Genomic DNA, 19,275 nt, shown 5'->3' with positions numbered 1-19,275 from the left:
CCACCCCGCCCCGGCGGGGTTTTCTTTTGTCCTACCACAACCTCCACACCACCCCGGCCAGCCCGGCCGCGACAAACATCAGAAGCAGTTTAATCGAGTCAAGACGCTGCTTGATAGGTCGCAGCTCACTCATGAGTTCTGCATGACGCTCTCCACTGGCAATCTCCAGATCTAGGACTCTCTCCTTCACATCTAAAACACCATCCCTCACTTCCGAGATTTCGCGAGAGAGATCGTCCAAGTCGGTTCTGTGATTGAACTCATCGTCAAACATAAAACACCTCCATCCCTTTCCTACGCCCTACATTAACCTGTCGCAACCGCTTGCACTCTTTCACCAGACCAATATTTTTTACACTTAATGTTTCTACATGAAAACATTTTGTTGACATAGGTGTATTCATATGGAAACATCATTTTCAACACGACGCACCACCAACCCCGAACAGCCTGCGCCACGGCCAGCGAGTAGGGGTAGCATTGCGAAGTAAACGCCAGAAGTACCGCAACAGCAAGGCCGGGCAACGAGAGGTCACGCCACGGGAGGGAAAGGCGAGAGGTTGAGGAAAGTTCATTGATACGGAGGGTAGCACTCAATGGAGAGTAAGCGGTCTTGAAAACCGTGCCATCGGTGAAGAGCCGATGGGGGTTCAATTCCTCTACCCTCCTCCATCAAAACATCGAACGACAAAACAGCAGGGAAATGAGGACCATCATGGAAAAGACATGCGGCCTTTGCGAACAATTCGAAGGATTACCCGGCACTACCGGCCTCGGCAAGTGTGACGCACTGGAAGACGAAATCGAACTGAAGCACAGCGTCAAGGTGACGGTCTTTGTCCATGAAACAACCAAGTGCGCCAAGTGCGAACACTTCGACGGCAACGACGAATACCGCGACATGCTCAATGCAGAGCTTGCACACGACGAAACAATGGGCCGCACCGCGACCGGACACCCGCACAAAAGCGCAGCGTAAATTTTGAAGCGAGAGACACTAAGGATAAGCAACATGAAAACCATCGAATTGACAAAAGGGCATGTCGCCGTGGTTGACGACGAAGACTACGACAAGCTCGCTGAACACAAGTGGTGTTCACGCGAAGATAAGCGCAAAGATGGAAGTATTCGTACTGTTTATGCCGGGCGTAGCAAATGGGAAAAAGGCAAATGTCTTTCAATCATGATGCATCGAGAAGTAGTTGGTGCTGGACCAGGACAACAGGTCGATCACATCAACGGGAATGGACTCGATAACACTCGCAAAAACCTGCGGTTGTGTACCTGCGAGCAAAATATGCACAACAGTCGCCGACGTTTATCCAACAGCAGTGGGTTCAAAGGTGTTTCTCGCGATAATAGCGGGAAGAAATGGCAGTCACGCATAGAGGTGTGCGGAAGGAAAATATACCTTGGAATGTTTGACTCCGCTAAAGAAGCGGCCCGTGCATACGACAAGGCGGCTATGAAGCATCATGGCGAATTCGCTCGCTTAAACGGTGTGTAATAAATTTCTGCTTATCCCCACCCCGCCGGTGGTGGCCCCGGAAACCGGCAAGCTTTTAAACAAAGGAGAGAGAACCATGCAAGAGACTATGCTTCAAACCATTGATCGAAGAGCCAGAACCAGCGATGGCGACACCGTTTGCGCCCTGTGCGGCAACACTCTCCCCAAAGGAGAGGTCTACACTCAGGAAACAAATGTCTCTACTGGCACGATGATTGAGCGCGACATATGCGCCAACTGCCAAGGCTCGGACCCACACAACGAATTCGTGAACATAGTGATTGTGATCGGCGTGAGCTTGGCTCTCGTCGGGATTCTGACCTTGGCTTTAGTTGGGTAATCATCATGTCCATGTCCCGTGAACAATGGCTTGCCCAACGCAAGCTCGGCATAGGTGGCAGCGACGCCGCCGCAGTCCTTGGAATCAGCCCATGGAAAACTAACGTCGAACTTTGGGAAGAAAAGACAGGCCGCAGGGAAGAGAAAGATATCTCTGACGACCCATATGTTCAGTACGGCGTTGCCGCTGAGACATACATTCGCGGCCTGTTCGCGCTCGATTTTCCGCAATACGAAGTCTCACACACCGAGAACCTTTCTGAACAGCATCGCAAGTACCCGCAACTCCGCGCCTCTCTCGATGGGCGGCTCTTTGAAACGGCGACCAAATGCACTGGTGTCTTGGAAATCAAGGTTTCGTTCATCAACAGCCGGATGGACCGCGAGAAGTGGAAAGGTGGCATGCCGCAACACTATTACACGCAGTTGCTCCACAACATGTTTGTGATTGGTGCCGACTTCGGAATCCTGAAAGCCCGTCTTATCAGCCAATGGGATGGGGACCTGTTTATCACCGAAAAAGACTACCGCATCGAACACGCTGACAAAAAAGAAGACGTTGAATACCTGATCGAAAAAGAACTCGCCTTTTGGCGAATGGTCGAAACAGACACAAGGCCGAACTTGCTTCTGCCGGAAATATAGGAGGTTGAGAAAATGGGTATGGAATTGAAGATCATCAGCCCGTCAGAGGACGGCTATATCAAGAGCATTGAGTTCAATTTTGACGAACTCAAGACCGGCCTGGGTTCCAGTTTGGAGAAATATCAGGGACTCGCCTACACCGACGAGACTATTCAGGAAGCCAAGAAAGACCGGGCGACGCTAAACACACTCAAAAAGGCATTGAATGCCAAGCGTCTTGAAATCAAAAAGCGTTGCCTTGCTCCATACGATGAATTTGAAGCCAAGATCAAGGAACTGACCGGCTTGGTGGATCAGCCAATGTTGGCAATCGATTCTCAAGTAAAGGGCTACGAAGAACGCAAGCGCACCGAGAAAAGCGACAAGATCAAGGCTTATTGGGACGCGCAGGAGTCAAACGTCAAAACACTGGTGCAATTGGACCGCATCTTCGACAAGCGTTGGCTCAATGTGACTTATTCCATGGCCAAGGTTGAAACCGCAATCACCGATTTTTTTGAAAAGGTCGAAAGCGAACTGGCTTTGATCGAGGAATTAGATACCGAGTTTTCCGATCAGGTAGTCCGCATGTACCTGAAAGAATTCAACGTTGCCAAGGCTATGGCCGAGAATAAGGCGTTGATCGAGCAAAAGGCGCAGCGTGAAGAATACACACGTCAGCAAGAAGAAGCCGCGGCCAAGGCCAAGGCCGAAGCCGAAGCACTGGCCCAAGAACGTCGGCAGGAAGAAGCCGCCGCTTCTCAAATAGTCGAACCTGAACCGCAGCCCGAACCGACTCAGCCGGTCGAGATCCAGCAACAGGCACAACCTGAATCCAATCCCGTCCATCAAGTTGACTTCCGTGTGTGGGCAACCACCGACGAACTCAGAGAACTCGGACGCTACATGAAGTCCAGGGGCATCAAGTACGGCCGCGTCACTAACGAACAGGCCGCATAAGGAGATATGAGCATGACACAGGTAAATAATTCACTCGTCCCGCAACAGGCGGGAAACGGCAACAAAGGCGCACTTATAGCCAAATTTTCTGAAAAGTTTGGCGTCGATCAGAACCAGCTTGCAGGCATCTTGAAGGCTACTTGCTTCAAGCAGTCTTCCAAGAAAGGACAGCCACCGGCAGATGTGACCAACGAGCAAATGGCTGCGTTGCTTATCGTTGCCGACCAGTATGGCTTAAATCCGTTTACCAAGGAAATCTACGCCTTCCCCGACAAGGGTAAGGGAATTGTTCCCATCGTCGGTGTGGACGGCTGGACCCGGATCATGAACGAACACCCGGCCTTTGATGGTATGGAGTTTAACTATTCCGAAGATATCGTGACTATTGACGCCGACGCCAAGCCCTGTCCGGCATGGATCGAAGTCGTGGTTTACCGCACCGACCGGACGCGCCCCATAAAAATACGTGAATATCTGGCCGAGTGCTATCGTCCTGCGTTCGACGGTAAATACGGTAAAATCGCTGGCCCGTGGCAGTCTCACACCAGCCGTTTCTTGCGTCACAAGGCGTTGATTCAAGGCGCACGGACCGCCTTCGGGTTCTCTGGAATATATGAAGAAGACGAGGCCAAGCACATCGCAGAGGCTCGTGTTGTTGGCATGAATCGCGACATGCCAAAGGCCATCGATACGAAACCCGTTAAGACAAAGACACAAACTCAACATTCCGCTCAAGACCAGCCCTCCCCAGAGGATGCCCTCTTCGACTCTGACGGCACCGGCGACAACACCGAACCAACCGAAGATGAACTCGCCATCAACGTCTTTGACGACGCCGCAGACAAATACAACAGCGGTTCCGCTGCCGATAAAAAGGCACGACTCCTCAAGTCTCTCAAGGCATACGGCGCAAACCAGAATGACATGGAAAAACTGGTCGGCAAAACCTACGGCCAGTGGGCATTGAAAGAACGCATCGCCCTACTCAAAGCCTACCGCGCTTTGGCTTTTGGCGAAGATCCGGCAATCGTTTTCCCGACACAATAAACCATACCCTCCTAAACATGCTGGTCGGGGATAACCCTCTCCCTCCCCGGCCAGCAAAAGGAAACAAGACAATGACAAATGAAGAAGCATTGAAAAGTCGCGGTAAAAAGTCTCTCGAAAACGCGATCCGCAAGGAAGCGTTACATCACGTACTGAAGTACGATCTGGACGCTGAATGCATCAACGAAGCGACGTGCAATATAGCTCGTGAGGTCGAGTCCTACCAGGAAGAAACCGAGGACGCCGCGTAGTTATGCCAGACTTTGACGCCACACCATGCGCCGTTTTCCCGAAACAGGCAGGGAAAAACCGAGCTTTCACGCTCCGCTTTTTCCCCGGCAACAGTCGGGAAACATGGACCAAGCACGGCGGCACCCGCGACAACTTCCGCGTAGCGATCAATGGCCAGTATTACAGGACCAGCGAACGCAAGTTTATATTTTTCTCCCGCGAGTCCGTGGAGTGGATGATTCAACAACACGCCCTTGCCCTGCTCGGCCTGCTCGGACCATGGCCGGAAACGGCGACCACGCCAGATTTACCCCGAGGGGCAAAGGTTTGGTGGTTCAAGGCAGAAAAAGACGGCAGCGGCGTCATGGACTGCGACACGGGCGGTGAAACGATGATCGAGACATTCACCCGCACCGAACCGTTTCAGGACGAGCACAACGAATGGAAAGCATATGTCATGGGTAGCCGCGCCCCGGTATCACTGACGCAAATACGCCCGAGGACACAATGACCAAAACAACACAGCCAGTAATGAACAAACGAATTTGTGCAATCTGCAAGGCAGAATTTATTCCGGGAAACTGGTGTGCCAAGACGTGCAGCCCAGAATGTGGACGGATACTCAATGCCAGGAACAATAACAGCGCGATCCGTCGAGAAAGACGAGGTGAGTATGTCCCAAACGGCACACCGAACCCTGTCCGCCTTGAGTTCAATTCTTTGCGCGTCTACCCCTTCGGCCTCAACGACCGTCGGATCACGCCAGAGAGCGCAGATTTCAACCCGTTCCACGGTCCGTGCGGCAAACCGTTAGCTCAATGGCCTCCCGCTCAGCCAGAAAACAAACCGGCTCAAGGCATCGTGGACGTATAGCAAATTTTGGGGAATGGCCCCGAATCGAGGGGGCCGGGGTCGCGCAGTGCGACAAGGTTCATATTGTGAACCCATTAGGCCCGGTCCCTCTCATACAACTAGGAGAAGTAAGTCATGGGCAAAATATTCAAAAAGTTTAGCGAGGTGTGGCCTTGGATTTGCGCATCCGTCTGCTGCATGGCTGGAACGTGGGCGTTTATTACCGGACACAAAACCAATCCGCTGGAGTTCGGGACTTGGATGGGCGTCTGCGCGTGTGTTGGTTTTCTTTGGAACAAGGAGTGAGGGATGGAAGGCTGGCTCATCTTTTTCGGGATTTTGTTGGTCCTTGGCGACCATCCATTTATCGGCCTTTGCCTTGTTCTGATGGGTTTTGGAGCATGTGGACGAATTATCGTCTCGTAAACATTTGAGAGAGGCTGGTAAGCAATGGACGCTTTTTTCTACGAGCTTGGACGGTTGGTCAGCGCGATCATTTGCGGATCGTTGTTCGTCATTCTCATCCAAGTTGGTGCCTCGTTTATCAAAGGACTGTTGAAAGAACTTTTTGGAATCAAATTATGAGAGGTAGTACGATGAAATGGGAAGTCAGACCGCACAACATGTTCCCAAACATGGCAATCATTTTTGACGAAAACGGCTCACAAGTTGGAGTCGTCGAGAAAGAGGATGCCAACTTGATAGCAGCAGCCCCAGAGATGTTGGCCGTGATCAAGCACCTCTGTGCATCCTTGGAGTTTCAGAAACTCTCCAGGCGGCAGATAATTACGATTTTGACGGAAGAAATCACTCGGGCCGAAGGCCAAACCGTTGGAGGGAACTCTGATGATTAAGGCTATACCCTTCAATGTAGCCATGACCTGCGCCATACTGAATGGCGAGAAAACGCAGACACGCCGGGTTATCAAATGGCCTGCCGAATATTACCCGGTTGAATACCTCGGCGAGTATCCCATGGATGAAGACGGTATTGATCGTCATTGGTGGGTCATGAACTTGTCAGCCGAGACAGGATTTATACCGCCTCACCTTCCTGGCGATATCCTTTGGGTTCGCGAACCGGGTCGCGTCGTAGCCTACGAAGAGTCCGCAGATTGTCAGTATGAATGGATGCGAATCAAATACATGGCGGATGGGCACGATGTGGAAATAAACACCCCATGGCGCATGTCTGATGTTTGGGACGGCAACGGACAGAAGTACCCATATGGTGCGCCGGATTGGGTCTGGAAAAAGCAAGGTATCCCCAACGGCATTTTTAAAGAAGCTGCTCGACTCTTCGTCAAGATCGTCAATGTTCGTGTCGAGCGCGTGGCCTGTATTTCCAAAGCAGATGCTCTCGCCGAAGGCATGGACACGCAAGACGAAGACAGGTTGCTTCCTACCCCAGTCGAACAATTCCAATACCTGTGGAACGACCTCGCGAAGAAAGGCTTCGAATGGTCCGACAACCCGTGGGTGTGGGTCTACGAATTCGAGCGCACCGACAAGCCCGCCGACTGGCCGACAAATTGATAGTAGGTTTGGCTAACTTTGGAACAAATCCAGTATCCACAACTTCACAGGGTCAACAAAGAACGCCAAGGCGAGAGCTAGAAGAAACGGTGGGACGCAAGCGAACAAAAGGACAGTTAAATGCCAAAACAGCTTCCAAAACAATCGACACAATCCGCTTTGGCAACACCCTTCATGCCACCCAAAGAAGCCACCAAACAGATCATCAACCTTTTTGTGTGCCCAACTTGCCATGTGCCGTCCTCCCTTTTTTTTTGCGGAGACTATGCACCCTTAAATGGGGTCTTGCAAGTAGCCACGCATAATCTTTGATTTCAAAATAGGCAGACAAGATGAACACACAAGACATCATACGCTTATCAAACATCACGCCCCTGGAACACCAGATGCATGATAGCGGAATAGTCCATGTCGTTTCCTGTTCAGGGGGCAAGGACTCCACCGCTTCCATCCTGCGCTCAAGGGAATTGGGCATCCAAGCGCGTTACGTGTTCGCCGATGTCGGGAATGAGCACCAACTTACCTACGAATATCTCGACTACCTTGAAGATCGGCTTTGCATCACTATTGAGCGAATCAAGCCTGATTTTTCCGAATGGATGGCAAAAAGACGGGCGTGGGTTCGTGAAGTCGGTCCCCGTCGCGGCTATACACCCGCCATGGTTGAGCGCATTGTCAGCCATTTGAAGCCAACCGGTATCCCATTTCTCGACTTGTGCCTTATCAAGGGCTTTTTCCCTTCTACTAAGCGGAAGTTCTGCACACAGTTTTTGAAGCAAGTCCCGATTAACACGCTTGTTACGGAACCGCTTCTTGAAGCTGATCGAGAGGTTTGGTCATGGCAGGGAGTTCGTCGCGAAGAGTCAGCCGCCCGTGCCACTGCAAGCCATTTTGAGGCAAGCCGAGACGGATGGGAAGGATTCTTTATTTATCGCCCCATCGTGGAATGGACTACTGACGAAGTTTTTGCCATGCACCGTCGCCACGCCGTGAAGCCGAACCCCCTTTATTCTCTTGGGATGACCCGCGTGGGCTGCATGCCCTGCGTCAACACAAGAAAGGAAGAACTCTACCAGATTCAAAAGCAATTCCCAGAAGTTATTGACCGGATCGCCAAATGGGAACGGCTTGTAATGCTGTGTAGCAAGAAAGGTGTAACGACATTCTTTCATGCCAGAACCATTCCCAATAGAGGCGGAGGCGACACGCGATCACATATCAGGAACGCCGCCAAGTGGTCTAAGACTGACCGCTATGGGCAATATGACATGCTCAAGGCAATGGAAGCCCCAGCAGAATGCGCCAGCCAGTACGGGCTTTGTGAATAAATATTACTATCAGCAGGAAGTGGAGTGCATCAAATGAATGTAGCTATAAGCTGGAAAATGAAGCCCACGAGTATGGCAAGAAAACCAACTCTTCGAGGATTTTCAAGGTGTTCCGTGAAACTCCAGTATTTTGCGTGCGCTTTTATGATTAAGAACTTCAATTTTGTTTTTGATTTAAACATTGCCTTTTCAAGCCGTGACCTTGTCTCGCCCAATTCTTTTAACCTCTTTTCCTCTTTTTCACAGTTGGTCATGTCTGCGAGCCTGTTCCCAAAACGAATAGCGTTGTTTTTACAATGCTCATGGTGTGCTTTGGTAAAGAGGTCTAGCGCAATTAAGGACGCCCCAACGATGTCAATAACGAGGCCGATCCGCGTGAAGTCTATTGATTCGATCATGCGCGTAGCATCGGCAGAACAATGAAAGAAGTCAACCAATCCGCAATCAGGAGAAATCAATGAACGCAATCGAAGCATATCAGGCCAGCAGCACATGCGTGTGTGGCGGCATACCTACTCTGGTTGAGGTAAACGGCAAACAGCAGATTAAGTGCGCCTCTTGTGGATGCTCTGGACCACTTGAACCTCAAGCTGAAGGTGCTGTCCGTGGCTGGAATATAAACATTGAGGCTCTGACCTCTAACATGACTGTCATTGACATCATGTCGCGAGACAATCCCAAACTGGCTGAGTTGTTTGGCAAGTAACCACGTATCTGTAATCATCTTTGGGGGACGATATGACTTGGCAATTTATGGACGGCAAACAGTACCGTGAGCGCAACCCTATGGCACTTGACAAGGCAGGGAACTACTACTGCCGACACGTTGAAGCCATGACCGCCGAGAGTCTGCATGACAAGTCTGATATCGCGGCAGAGCTTGCCGTCAGGGACATGGAAATAGACCGACTCAGGCGTGAACTCGCCAAGGCTTTTGAGGCTGGCTACGGCCAATAACTGCTCACTCAGCAAAGGTAGACCAATGCAGCAAGAAATACTCGACGCATGTTGTGGAGGGCGAATGTTCCACTTCAACAAACAGAATCCCGAAGTGCTGTTCACCGACATCAGGGAAGAAGATCATACGCTTTGCGATGGTCGCCCCTTCACCGTGTCGCCGGATACTATTGAAGACTTCCGGTCCATGACGTTTGAAGACGAGGCTTTCAGCCTTGTGATTTTCGACCCGCCGCACCTTTGCCGTGCTGGTGACAAGTCTTGGATGAAGGCCAAGTACGGTTGTCTCAATCCCGACACTTGGGAGGATGATATCCAGAAAGGTTTTGCCGAATGTTGGCGAGTCCTCAAACCGGGCGGCACTCTCGTTTTCAAATGGAACGAGACGCAACTCAAATTGAAAGATTTGCGGCCGCTTTTTCCGGCCCATCCGGTTTGTGGCCACACGACTACAGTGAACCTGAAAACGCACTGGATTTTATTCCACAAGACAGAAATGTCTTAGAACATGAGAATCCACGATGTGCAATTGCGTTAGCTACAACCTGCCAGAGCCATACCAGATGGACGAGCCTGTCATTATCAACGGGATATCCGTTGACGCATGTATCGCCGACACGATGAGAGCAGTCTGGAACGCTGGCATTTCAACCGGGTGCTGTTGTTGTGGGCATGGTCGGCAAGACCCGTCAATCATCATCACCCACGTTGGAGACGTTGATTACACGCGGAAGGTTATCGAGGCCGTAGATAATCGACGATGGCAGATACTGTGCAATGTGACGGCAGTTGTTGGAGCGGCTAACGCGGACGGTATTAGGGCAATAACTACGGATATGAACGAGGAAGGCAACAATGGATAAGAATTGTACGACATGCGTCTATGAACCCGATTGGTTTCAGAACGCTGGAAAATGCAAATTTCCATTACCCAAATGGGCCAAGTCATCCACACAAAACATGATTTTCAAAGAAGCGGCATCATCTTTCCCAGATATGAAGTGTGACGCATGGACACCGAAGTCCACGAATGAAGACAGAGGCGACCATGACCCTATGTGACACATGTATCCACGCAGACGTGGATTGCCCGGTCTACCCGATGCAGACGACGACGTGCGTTGAGTATAGGCCCGCGCCCCACAACCAGACAGCAACTTGTAAGTAATACTTAATAGTTGAGCAACTGATAGGGAATCAGGATGAAAGGAATAGAGAAACTATCTCCACAAGAGGTCATTGACCGCGTTTCCCCAGAGCCGAACCCATGCGCTGAACCTAAAGAGGTATACGACGTTGGTGAGGTCCTGCGGAAGATTGACCCTGATTTTGACGAGTTCCCGCTTTATCGGTGGACCGAGAATGAAGAGATCAAGCGGTTTGTTTTCTTTCTCCATAATGGCGAACTGGCAAACGGAACCATGGACCTTGGCCGTGCCTATGCCCACATCATGAATGGGTGTGTGATGGCTTCAACACTCTGGGTCTACAACCCGAAGATTGGATAACCACTAACAAGTAGAGGCACGACCATGGAAAAGACATTCAGAAACGGCATGACATACGGATTAGTAATAGGGTCAGCGTTTGGCGTGGCCGTAGGAATGGGTTTTCTTGTCGGCTTGAAGGTCTTGGTACTCAACGTAGGTCTTTGCCTCGCCTTCAGTTGGGTCAAGACAACCTACGAACGATCATGAGCAACAAAAATATAAATTTCCTCCCCCCTGTGAGGACGAGTGCCGCGTCTGGCGGCAACTCCCCGGAGTCGTTCGGGCGTGGCACTCACCAACGCACAAGGCCGCATCATCCAATGACACGGCCCCGGCATACTTCGCGTTACCATCGAGCCAACCCCAACGGCAAAAAATAATATGACTGATTATAATCAAAAATTCAATGCTCACCTCATGCAAGGACGTCTTGCCATTGAAGTGGACAGAGTGAGACTGTAAACAGTGAACCTCCTCACAACATCAGAGCTCAAAGACTTCCTGCGTCTGCCTACAAATAAGGCAGCCAAGAAGATAGCCAAGCAATTGGGCGTAGAGCCCATTTGTTTCGGCAATGGTAGGTCTTTGGGGAATAGGTATGTTCGTGAGGAGGTAGAAGAAGGACTTCTGACACTTAGAGGCGGCAAACCCAAAAGCCAGATAGAAACAAAGACAAAGAAGCCTCGCAAAACATCCCACCTATTTGACGGCCCCTGCCCTTTCCCACCAAAAGCCCGATTGACGGACAAGGCTTCTTAGCAGTAGAAAGGCAGTATGGGCGTCCAAAAAACCAAGCGTAAATCTGGCATCGTCTACCGTGCCTATTGGAAGAACCCCTTCACAAAAAAGAAGGAGTATGGCCCGTGGGAAAGTGAAAAAGCTGATGCCTCAAAACTCGATTCACTTATGGGCCACCGCCTTAAATACGAACGAGAATATTTCCAACCGCAAATCGAAGAAGGCCCGGCCAACTCTGATGATCTCACCGTAAACGAGGTCTGTCTTGCCTATATGCAAGGCGGAGAAATGACCGACTCTACTCGCCGCGATTCATGGTATCATGTCAAGGCTGTAACCCCTTTCCTTGGTGACGTATTCGTTTCAGAGTTGGACAAAAAGTACATGAAGGCGCTGGAAAAGTACCTTCGCGTTGAGCGTGAGCTAAAACAAAACACCATCAACCGAAAGGTTTCAATTATCCGCTCTGCCCTCAACTGGGCCGCAGAGGAAGGCTTGATCGAAGAAAACCCCATTGATGGATATGTATGCAAACGCGGCAAGGACAAGAAATTCGAACCACCGACCAGAAAAGAAACGGAAAAACTGTTCCAAAAAGCATCTCCCCATGTCCGCCGCGCAATCATTATTGGTTGGCATACGGGTGTCAGAATCGGGCCAAGCGAACTACTCAAGATGGAGTGGTCTAGGTTCATTACTATTTCAGTCAAAGAGGCCTTACCGGACTATGCTTCGGCCAAGGTCTATCAAAAGGCAATCTATCAATGGATAGCCGACGGCTTGCTTGCCGAGAAAACCTTAAAGCGAGCCGGTGTTCTTCAATGGCTTGAGGAAAGCGACGACGCTCTGCTTATTCGTGAAGACGTTGTTGAACACATGGGAACGGCCGCAGATAAGCCTGTGCGAGGCCGTTTCAGAATCATGGCTGCTTTAAAGAACGATGAAATGCCATGGCGTGAACTGCCAATTGAAGGCTCTATTCTTCCTATGGTTATTCGCTGGCGCGACGAAGACACCGAAAGCGGCATCCCCTGGGTAATCCATTTCAATGGAAAACGTATCAGCACGTTCAAAAAAGCATGGAAGGCCACAAAGGCACGGGCAAAGGTTCGTGACGACATTCGCCCCTACGATCTCCGCCACGCTTTCATTACCTATGCCCTTGAGCAGGGTGCCGACATGAAGGCCGTTGGCAAGCTGGCAGGCCATGCAGATGAGACGATGATCTTGCGCCGGTATCAGCATGTTGTCGGCGAGATGGAATCAGACGCGGCGAAAGCTGTTCCGACCTTGGACACCAAGGAAAAGAAGCCCAAAAAACGCGGCACCCCAAAACGGCACCCCTCAAAGAACATTTCGACCCATTTTCAGGGTGCCGATAAAAATAATATCCAGTAATAACGGCATCTAAGAAATAGAGCCCTGCCTTCGGGACGCAGAGATCGGAGGTTCAAATCCTCTCATCCCGACCAGATAAATCAAGGGTTTATGACAAAGTCATAAACCCTTTTCTCTTTTGCTACCCCATTGCTACCCACGACATCAGAAATGGGTCCACTTTGTTGGACCACTGAAGAGCGTTTTTAAGGTGGACAGTTTTACAAGTTACGCTGCTTGGCGGGGCCAGGCCAAGGCACTTCGCAGTTCACTTCCTGTCTCCAATTCCCGCAAGTAAACACATTCGTATTTTAAAGACTTCAAAAGTCGTTCGATCATGACGTTATCCATCCACCGCCACGACCGTCCATAAAAATGCGTATGCCAGCATCCCTAAGAGTCTCTCGTGAACTAGTAAACTGTGAGCCTTGATCGGTATTGAATATTTCTGACGCGCCATAGCGATTTATGGCCTCTTCCAATGCTGCCACGCAGAAATACGTATCCATTGTATTCGACAATCGCCACGCCAATGCAGCTCGGCTATGCCTGTCCATAATTGCCACGAGGTACAGAAAACCGCGTTTCATGGGGATATACGTAATATCCATGCACCAGCCTGACGGATTCCCTCTTGCTTTCGAAGCCTTCGTTCCTCCCTCCCAAACGACACAAAGCCGATTCCCTGTTCTTGCAAAGTACGTAAAGCGAACAACCTGCTTCGCTACATTGATGCTTCCCTTCGAGTCGCCTCCAGATCATCAATCACTGAGAGCAGTGCTTTGACTCGACGTGCAAATGACTTGTCTCCGGCCAACTTTGAAAATATGACTTTGGCCCCCTTCCAATCGCGCTTTTCCCACGCGCACATGCCGAGCAGATACAAACTTTCCGGTGCTTTGGGATCACGTTCCACAGCCGCCAGCAGGGCACTTTCTGCTTCATTAAAACGACGGGCATTATACAGAATATTCCCCTTACTCCGCTCGACGGCATAGGAAGATCCAAGCCGAGCAAGGTGTTGCACGGCCTCGTTGATCCTGCCTGCGCTGGCATACAAGGAGGCAACCTTGATTCCTTTTTTTGTATCCGCAACGCCGGAGTGCGCTCGCTTGAGCGTGGCTGAAGCAAGCATTGGTGCATTTGAATACGTATACAAGGATGCAAGCCGTTCAAGATCCTTGGTGGTCGGAGTTCGTACCCGATAGCATATCTCCAAGGCACTGGCCGCCTTTTCATATCGCTCACTATCCAAATACAACTTGGCGAGCAACTCCCAATACGGAGCCTCTCCCGGATTGCTCGCAAGGAATTTCCTCAGCACAGACTCGGCCTTTTTCGGTTGCCCGCATTCGAGACATGCGTGAATGGCAAGACGAACCCAATCTTTTTCAGGTTTCTTTTCCTGCAAAATCAAATTGAGCAGGATACGCGTAGCCGACTTGAAATCTTCGCCGCTATAATAAGCTGAGCCCGCATGGAAGAGTAGGACTGGCTGGGACGGCATCGAAAGCTTGTAAGCCTTTTCGAAAAACCTTCCAGCATCTGCATATAGCTCCAGCTCGTAGCAGGAAACAGCACAATTTCGGGTCAACATCGAATCGGACGGATGCGCATCCAGTCCCTCGCGAAACGTTGCATATGCTCGCTTCCAGTCACGATTCTTGTGATATACGCCGCCAAGCATGAGATAAACCTGAACGGGCACACTCTCTTCGGCCTGCACCATGTATTCACGCAAAACAGCCGCAGCGTCTTCAAATCTGGAATCATCCATGTTCACCTGCGCCTTGTGCAACGCCTGCCGAGCAAGGGGAGGTAAACGGTCTGCGGCATGAGCAACCGCCGCCAGCAAAAGGACAGCAAGAAGGCAGAAAATAATTTTTTTTACAATCATAGCGTCAACTCGAATACAAAAGGAAGAAGAACCCAGGTGTCCACGCTCTGCCCTTTATATCTGCCCGGCTTGAAACGCCACCGCTTGGCAGCCCGCAATGCAGACTCGTCAAAGACGCCCGCCGGGGTTGAGGAGTGAATGGTCAGGTTCTGCGGCACGCCTTCAGCCGTCACCAACATACGCACAACAACCTCGCCTTCAACCCTGTTTCGCTTGGCAACATAGGGATAATCCGGCGGCACGCTCCGCATGACCTGAGGAGTATCATCCACTTCGCCCATGGAAAAACCAACGCCACCGAAATCTCCCGAGGGAAGGGCTATCCCGCCCGACACCCCCGGATGCATCTCAGCAAAAAATGCTGGGGTATTCACCTGCATGATAGGCTTGGCAGGTCTACTTTTCACCTTGGCCGTAAATGTCTTGGGCAACTGCTTGGGCGGTTCCACCTCATCGAGTTTTTTACGCTTCAACTCCGGCTCCGCCTTGTCATGTTGCGGCTGAGCAAGACGAATGGCCCCTTCGACGACTTCCATTCCCTTAGGTATTGGAGCATCGTTAAGCATCAAAACGCCAATATAGATCAGCCCAGCCACAAGAACAGCACACATGCAGGAGGCCGCAAATTCACCGACCCCTCTGTTCCTCACAATCATCATTGTTTCCTTGCCGCAATACTGATGTTCTTGACACCGGCCAGACGACACTGATCCAGAACCTGTACGGTATTGCCGGTCATGCTCTCCTTGTCAGCCACGATAACCACCGAGCCATCTGGAGTCTCCGCCAGAAAACGCTCCATATAAGCTCGAACAGATCGAATATCGAGTGCCCTACCTTCCACAAAAATCTGCCCGTCGCTGGTCAGTCCCAACAAAACATTGGCCTGCTCCTTGGTCTGTGCCGACTGTGCCGTAGGACGTTGAACCTCAACACCGGACTCTCGTACGAAACTCGTGGTCACGATAAAAAAAATGAGCAATATAAACACCATGTCGATCAACGGCGTCATATTGATATCGCTCTTACGTGATCTGGCCCCGCGGGTGTAACGAATACTTTTCATTCCTCCCCCTACAGTGCCGGTTCATCGGTCTGCTGTTGCAGACCGATGCAAAACAATTCCATCCGACTTTTGAATTTCTGGGCACGCTGAAACAAAAAACCACCAAGCAACAGGCCGGGCACAGCCACGACCAGCCCGCTCTGCGTTGTCACCAGAGCTTCAGAAATGCCAGAAGCCAAAGCGCGCGCATTGCCCGTACCAAATTCGGAAATAACGTCGAACGTGGTAATCATGCCGGCCACCGTACCAAGCAAACCGAGCAAGGGTGCGATGGCTGCCAAAATCAAAATAGTTCCGATATAGCGCATGACCTTCAATTCCTGACGCATACGCATAGCCTCAAGCATATCACGGTTGAGTTCCTGATCTTCGCAGCGCTGTTCCATATACTGATTCAAGATATCCCACTGCCACTGCGCCAAACCGGCTTTGCAGACGCTACTCTCACCCTGAAACAAATGGAGGCATTTTTTTGGCGAACTTTCCCTACGCCGTTCCCGCAAGAAGCGGGACGCCTTGATGATGGCCAAAGTCCACATGACCAAAGAGATCACGAACAAAGGAATCATGGTGTCTCCACCCGCCTGAAAATAATCCGCCATTCTTTCAACAAGATTATGCAGCTGCATCGAATTCCTCCCGTTTCTTCATCTTGCCGTTTTTCATGAGAACCACAGCAAACCCAGTACCCTTCTCCTCCATATCACCGATAATCTTATCCACACGCCGTTCAAGCACATGGTGCAAAATCATGATGGGAACAGCCACGGCCAAACCAAGCTGCGTTGTAACAAGCGCCTCGGAAATTCCGCCAGACATCATGCGCGGATCACCGGTACCGTATACGGTAATGATCTGAAAAGTGTTGATCATTCCGGTCACTGTACCGAGCAGCCCCAAGAGCGGCGCAACGGCCGCAAGCACATTCAGGGTCGGCAAGAAACGCTCCAGCATGGGCAATTCCCGAAGAAGCCCTTCCTGAAAAGCGTTCTCGATGATCTCGCGAGTATTCCCGATATACTTAAGCGTGTGGCCGATGATACGACAGGTGGGATAATTGGGTTGATCTCGGCAGAACTGACGGCATTCCTTCCACTGACCTTTGCTCGCCATGTCCAGAATCGCAACCATATTGCGATCAGAATTACCACGAATCCTGCTCAGAGAATAAAACCGCTCCACCACAAGCACGAAAGCAACAACACCCACAAGAATGATAGGCCACACAAGAAGTCCACCCGCGCTCAACCATTCGTAGATGCCCTTCTGTTCCTGAGCCAATCGTGTGAAAGCGGCACCGTTGGAGATGTCCACAGGAAAAACGGAATTCTTTCCATCATAATAATCACCCATCAGACTGGATAACTTCCACCCAGGATCACCCTGCACGGCGACGAGCTTGCTTCCGTTGCTGCCGGGACGCAGAAAGCCGAGCGAACCATCAGGGAGACGGTACGCCATGGTAAAAGCACCAACCCGCAAAAGATCACCAGTCTTGTCCTTGCCATCAACACCGATAAAATTACCAGTTCGGCGAACAACTGCACCGGAAACACCCAATTCATCAATAAGAAGTGCGAGCAGATTCTGGATACCTTCCAATCCGGGGAATTTCTCAGGCTGAAGCACCTCGGCCAACACGGCCTCCCGCTCTGAAAACTCGGGGGTAGTCAGGCTTTCATGAAAATAATCGCGAGCCTGTTTGGCCGCTGTTCGAATGGTGCCGTCAATGGTCTTGACTTCATGAGCCTGTGCGGCCAGTTCATCCTGCAACACCTTTTCCTGTTCCAGCAGGTTTTCGTATTGCCCTTTGAGCGCATCAAACCGTTTCTGCTTCGAGGCAATGGACTTTTGCAAAGTGCCCTTCTCAGCCATAATCCCTTTGCGCTCATGTATAATAAGCCTCTCTGTCTGACGTGCATCCTCACGAGCCTGACTGGCCGTGGCTGTCACCTGCTGCGCCACCTGCTGCCATTGTTGAGCGCAAACCGGTACGGCAAGTGCCGCAATGGTGAAAAGAGTAAGCATCAAGGTTCTCATCGCATGGCTCCTATAGGCAGTTCGAGCAATTCAACAGAACGTTTCCGTTCCGCCATGTCCCGTGCACGACGCAAGGTACGAACATATTCATGATCAAGAGATACCCATGATGCGGAGGACTTATCCCAAATACCGGCGGCTGAGCCGTCAGCAGCTTGGTAAAACAAGGCTGTCCGCCCAAGGCGAAACACGGATACCTGAGTAGGAGAACCATTCAAATCCAATTCACGTGTCGTGGTGGCAACATTCCGCCCGTACTCTGTCTCGATAAGCAAAGCCTCGAAAACCTGACGCAACTTTTCACTCAAACTCAACCGATAATCATCAAGTGAGGCCCGAAGAAAGTAAATTCGCTTCTTCCGTTCTTCCGACAAAAACGGCAGGTCAGCCTCAACAAAATCCTCAAGAGCGTCGACAATGTCTGCAAGAAACGGCTCGAGTCGCATGCGAATCAACTGCGCCTCTTCTTTGCGCCGTTCGAGTTCAGCAATCACGGACTTCTGTTTTTCAATATACTTCAAATACTTGTTGGACTGAAACTCAAGCCATTCGTCCATGGCTTTCATATCGCGAATATCATCAGCTATCCCAGCCTTGGCATCCGTCCACTTGCCATAGGACGCCTGCGCCTTCGCTTCGACCGCCACCGCTTTGGCAAGATTCGACTGAACCTCTTCCGGTGTGGCGGCGCTCATGGCCCAAACGGGCAATGCGAGCAACGCCACTGTCGCAAACACCATCCTTCTCAACATATTTCACCTCATAGCTGCATACGAACAGCCAATTGCTCTTTTTTTTAACGATTAAATAAATTTGCATGGCTACTATTTTTATTGGTTGAAAATGAATATGATTTTCAACTTCAATGCAACTACACTTAAATTCCCGGACTGTAAAGCCTCCAAACTCACGCTTGTTCTTCTTTCCCAATGGGCTTCGAACGAGCCCAAAAAAATCAATGATCAGTGCGACAAACAAATTTGAACCAACCACGAAGCTCATGCACACAAATATCTTCACCACGGAAACAAGACAGGCGAAAAAATGCAACGTAGAACCATGGTCGTCATAAGCAACGCTCCTCACAAAAAGACAAGTTCTCCGATTGCTCTCCGTGTAGTTGCCGCACCCTCGAATTCCACTGACTGTGATTGATGAAATGAATGGTATCGCCCACCAAGACCATTATGTCCCGGCCGAACAATTTCAACATGCCCCCAAAATCGCCTTATCTTCAGTTCCCAAATAAAGCCGGAGGCAAGAGGCCCCCGACTGTGAGAGGAAGA

At 50.7% G+C, this 19,275-nt stretch carries 30 protein-coding genes, 1 tRNA gene and 1 pseudogene; 23 read left to right on the top strand and 9 right to left on the bottom strand.

Translation table 11 applies throughout. The features are described 5' to 3' along the window. Positions 1-31 precede the first annotated feature (31 nt). A complete protein-coding gene (locus tag SYK_RS01330; protein WP_281761831.1) occupies positions 32-274 on the bottom strand; it encodes a hypothetical protein in 243 nt (80 codons plus the stop codon). A 307-nt stretch (positions 275-581) separates the two neighbouring features. Here SYK_RS01330 and SYK_RS01325 point away from each other — a divergent pair. From SYK_RS01325 to SYK_RS01260, 14 genes are all read left to right on the top strand, one after another. Next, positions 582-672: transfer RNA gene (locus SYK_RS01325), tRNA-Ser, on the top strand. 43 nt (positions 673-715) lie between these two features. Beyond that, a complete protein-coding gene (locus tag SYK_RS01320; RefSeq protein ID WP_281761830.1) occupies positions 716-979 on the top strand; it encodes a hypothetical protein in 264 nt (87 codons plus the stop codon). Between the two features lie 33 nt (positions 980-1,012). Then, positions 1,013-1,507 (top strand): AP2/ERF family transcription factor, encoded by a 495-nt coding sequence (locus SYK_RS01315; protein WP_281761829.1) that lies wholly within the window; start codon positions 1,013-1,015, stop codon positions 1,505-1,507. Positions 1,508-1,583: 76 nt separating this feature from the next. Continuing rightward, the gene (locus SYK_RS01310; RefSeq protein ID WP_281761828.1) at positions 1,584-1,847 is read left to right on the top strand and encodes a hypothetical protein; all 264 of its coding nucleotides are present in this window, start codon (positions 1,584-1,586) and stop codon (positions 1,845-1,847) included. 11 nt (positions 1,848-1,858) lie between these two features. Then, positions 1,859-2,491: a YqaJ viral recombinase family protein gene (locus SYK_RS01305; protein WP_281761827.1), complete on the top strand. Its 633-nt coding sequence runs from the start codon at positions 1,859-1,861 to the stop codon at positions 2,489-2,491. 12 nt (positions 2,492-2,503) lie between these two features. Further along, on the top strand, positions 2,504-3,430 hold the full coding sequence (locus SYK_RS01300; RefSeq protein ID WP_281761826.1) for a DUF1351 domain-containing protein: 927 nt from the start codon (positions 2,504-2,506) through the stop codon (positions 3,428-3,430). Between the two features lie 12 nt (positions 3,431-3,442). Next, complete coding sequence (bet, locus tag SYK_RS17740; RefSeq protein WP_281761825.1) at positions 3,443-4,477, top strand: phage recombination protein Bet; 1,035 nt, start codon at positions 3,443-3,445, stop codon at positions 4,475-4,477. Between the two features lie 71 nt (positions 4,478-4,548). Next, the gene (locus tag SYK_RS01290) at positions 4,549-4,728 is read left to right on the top strand and encodes a hypothetical protein (RefSeq protein ID WP_281761824.1); all 180 of its coding nucleotides are present in this window, start codon (positions 4,549-4,551) and stop codon (positions 4,726-4,728) included. Between the two features lie 2 nt (positions 4,729-4,730). Continuing rightward, entirely contained in the window at positions 4,731-5,219 is a 489-nt protein-coding gene (locus SYK_RS01285) for a hypothetical protein (protein WP_281761823.1), read from the top strand. Further along, positions 5,216-5,581, top strand: coding sequence for a hypothetical protein (locus tag SYK_RS01280; protein ID WP_281761822.1), 366 nt, complete (start codon positions 5,216-5,218; stop codon positions 5,579-5,581). Before SYK_RS01285 ends, SYK_RS01280 begins: the two co-directional genes overlap by 4 nt. Positions 5,582-5,695: 114 nt before the next feature. Beyond that, a complete protein-coding gene (locus tag SYK_RS01275) occupies positions 5,696-5,866 on the top strand; it encodes a hypothetical protein (RefSeq protein ID WP_281761821.1) in 171 nt (56 codons plus the stop codon). A gap of 275 nt (positions 5,867-6,141) precedes the next feature. Further along, the gene (locus tag SYK_RS01270) at positions 6,142-6,414 is read left to right on the top strand and encodes a hypothetical protein (protein WP_281761820.1); all 273 of its coding nucleotides are present in this window, start codon (positions 6,142-6,144) and stop codon (positions 6,412-6,414) included. Then, positions 6,407-7,096 (top strand): hypothetical protein, encoded by a 690-nt coding sequence (locus SYK_RS01265; RefSeq protein WP_281761819.1) that lies wholly within the window; start codon positions 6,407-6,409, stop codon positions 7,094-7,096. The genes SYK_RS01270 and SYK_RS01265 overlap by 8 nt, the downstream gene beginning before the upstream one ends. Positions 7,097-7,482: 386 nt before the next feature. Beyond that, positions 7,483-8,424, top strand: a complete 942-nt coding sequence (locus SYK_RS01260) for a phosphoadenosine phosphosulfate reductase family protein (RefSeq protein WP_281761818.1) — start codon at positions 7,483-7,485, stop codon at positions 8,422-8,424. A gap of 29 nt (positions 8,425-8,453) precedes the next feature. Here the strand turns inward: SYK_RS01260 and SYK_RS01255 are convergent, their stop codons facing one another. Continuing rightward, a complete protein-coding gene (locus SYK_RS01255) occupies positions 8,454-8,822 on the bottom strand; it encodes a hypothetical protein (protein ID WP_281761817.1) in 369 nt (122 codons plus the stop codon). 59 nt (positions 8,823-8,881) lie between these two features. Between SYK_RS01255 and SYK_RS01250 the strand changes: the two genes are divergently transcribed. From SYK_RS01250 to SYK_RS01210, 9 genes are all read left to right on the top strand, one after another. Next, on the top strand, positions 8,882-9,130 hold the full coding sequence (locus SYK_RS01250; protein WP_281761816.1) for a hypothetical protein: 249 nt from the start codon (positions 8,882-8,884) through the stop codon (positions 9,128-9,130). Between the two features lie 32 nt (positions 9,131-9,162). Next, positions 9,163-9,381 carry a hypothetical protein gene (locus tag SYK_RS01245; protein WP_281761815.1) on the top strand — a complete coding sequence of 73 codons (219 nt, stop codon included), beginning with the start codon at positions 9,163-9,165 and terminating at the stop codon, positions 9,379-9,381. A 25-nt stretch (positions 9,382-9,406) separates the two neighbouring features. Beyond that, positions 9,407-9,886, top strand: a complete 480-nt coding sequence (locus SYK_RS01240; RefSeq protein WP_281761814.1) for a class I SAM-dependent methyltransferase — start codon at positions 9,407-9,409, stop codon at positions 9,884-9,886. A gap of 16 nt (positions 9,887-9,902) precedes the next feature. Beyond that, positions 9,903-10,244, top strand: a complete 342-nt coding sequence (locus tag SYK_RS01235; protein WP_281761813.1) for a hypothetical protein — start codon at positions 9,903-9,905, stop codon at positions 10,242-10,244. Beyond that, a complete protein-coding gene (locus SYK_RS01230) occupies positions 10,237-10,443 on the top strand; it encodes a hypothetical protein (protein ID WP_281761812.1) in 207 nt (68 codons plus the stop codon). The genes SYK_RS01235 and SYK_RS01230 overlap by 8 nt, the downstream gene beginning before the upstream one ends. Positions 10,444-10,583: 140 nt before the next feature. Next, entirely contained in the window at positions 10,584-10,889 is a 306-nt protein-coding gene (locus SYK_RS01225) for a hypothetical protein (protein WP_281761811.1), read from the top strand. Positions 10,890-10,913: 24 nt separating this feature from the next. Beyond that, positions 10,914-11,078, top strand: a complete 165-nt coding sequence (locus SYK_RS01220) for a hypothetical protein (protein WP_281761810.1) — start codon at positions 10,914-10,916, stop codon at positions 11,076-11,078. A gap of 258 nt (positions 11,079-11,336) precedes the next feature. Continuing rightward, positions 11,337-11,630, top strand: coding sequence for a hypothetical protein (locus SYK_RS01215; protein ID WP_281761809.1), 294 nt, complete (start codon positions 11,337-11,339; stop codon positions 11,628-11,630). Between the two features lie 15 nt (positions 11,631-11,645). Further along, the gene (locus tag SYK_RS01210) at positions 11,646-13,007 is read left to right on the top strand and encodes a tyrosine-type recombinase/integrase (RefSeq protein ID WP_281761808.1); all 1,362 of its coding nucleotides are present in this window, start codon (positions 11,646-11,648) and stop codon (positions 13,005-13,007) included. A 231-nt stretch (positions 13,008-13,238) separates the two neighbouring features. Here the strand turns inward: SYK_RS01210 and SYK_RS01205 are convergent. The 7 genes and pseudogenes from SYK_RS01205 to SYK_RS01175 form a co-directional block, all read right to left on the bottom strand. Next, a pseudogene (locus SYK_RS01205) lies at positions 13,239-13,603 on the bottom strand (transposase); the annotation flags it as partial. 107 nt (positions 13,604-13,710) lie between these two features. Beyond that, positions 13,711-14,883, bottom strand: coding sequence for a tetratricopeptide repeat protein (locus SYK_RS01200; protein WP_281761807.1), 1,173 nt, complete (start codon positions 14,881-14,883; stop codon positions 13,711-13,713). Continuing rightward, on the bottom strand, positions 14,880-15,539 hold the full coding sequence (locus tag SYK_RS01195; RefSeq protein WP_281761806.1) for an energy transducer TonB: 660 nt from the start codon (positions 15,537-15,539) through the stop codon (positions 14,880-14,882). Before SYK_RS01195 ends, SYK_RS01200 begins: the two co-directional genes overlap by 4 nt. Then, positions 15,539-15,949 carry an ExbD/TolR family protein gene (locus SYK_RS01190; protein WP_281761805.1) on the bottom strand — a complete coding sequence of 137 codons (411 nt, stop codon included), beginning with the start codon at positions 15,947-15,949 and terminating at the stop codon, positions 15,539-15,541. The genes SYK_RS01195 and SYK_RS01190 overlap by 1 nt, the downstream gene beginning before the upstream one ends. Positions 15,950-15,957: 8 nt before the next feature. Beyond that, on the bottom strand, positions 15,958-16,578 hold the full coding sequence (locus SYK_RS01185) for a MotA/TolQ/ExbB proton channel family protein (RefSeq protein WP_281761804.1): 621 nt from the start codon (positions 16,576-16,578) through the stop codon (positions 15,958-15,960). Continuing rightward, positions 16,565-17,989 carry a MotA/TolQ/ExbB proton channel family protein gene (locus SYK_RS01180; RefSeq protein WP_281761803.1) on the bottom strand — a complete coding sequence of 475 codons (1,425 nt, stop codon included), beginning with the start codon at positions 17,987-17,989 and terminating at the stop codon, positions 16,565-16,567. The genes SYK_RS01185 and SYK_RS01180 overlap by 14 nt, the downstream gene beginning before the upstream one ends. Continuing rightward, positions 17,986-18,741: a DUF3450 domain-containing protein gene (locus SYK_RS01175; protein WP_281761802.1), complete on the bottom strand. Its 756-nt coding sequence runs from the start codon at positions 18,739-18,741 to the stop codon at positions 17,986-17,988. Before SYK_RS01175 ends, SYK_RS01180 begins: the two co-directional genes overlap by 4 nt. Positions 18,742-19,275 lie beyond the last annotated feature (534 nt).

Source organism: Pseudodesulfovibrio nedwellii, from assembly GCF_027923765.1.
Classification (GTDB): domain Bacteria; phylum Desulfobacterota; class Desulfovibrionia; order Desulfovibrionales; family Desulfovibrionaceae; genus Pseudodesulfovibrio; species Pseudodesulfovibrio nedwellii.
Note: the sequence above shows the minus strand (reverse complement) of the source record. Positions and strands in the feature narration are given on the sequence as shown.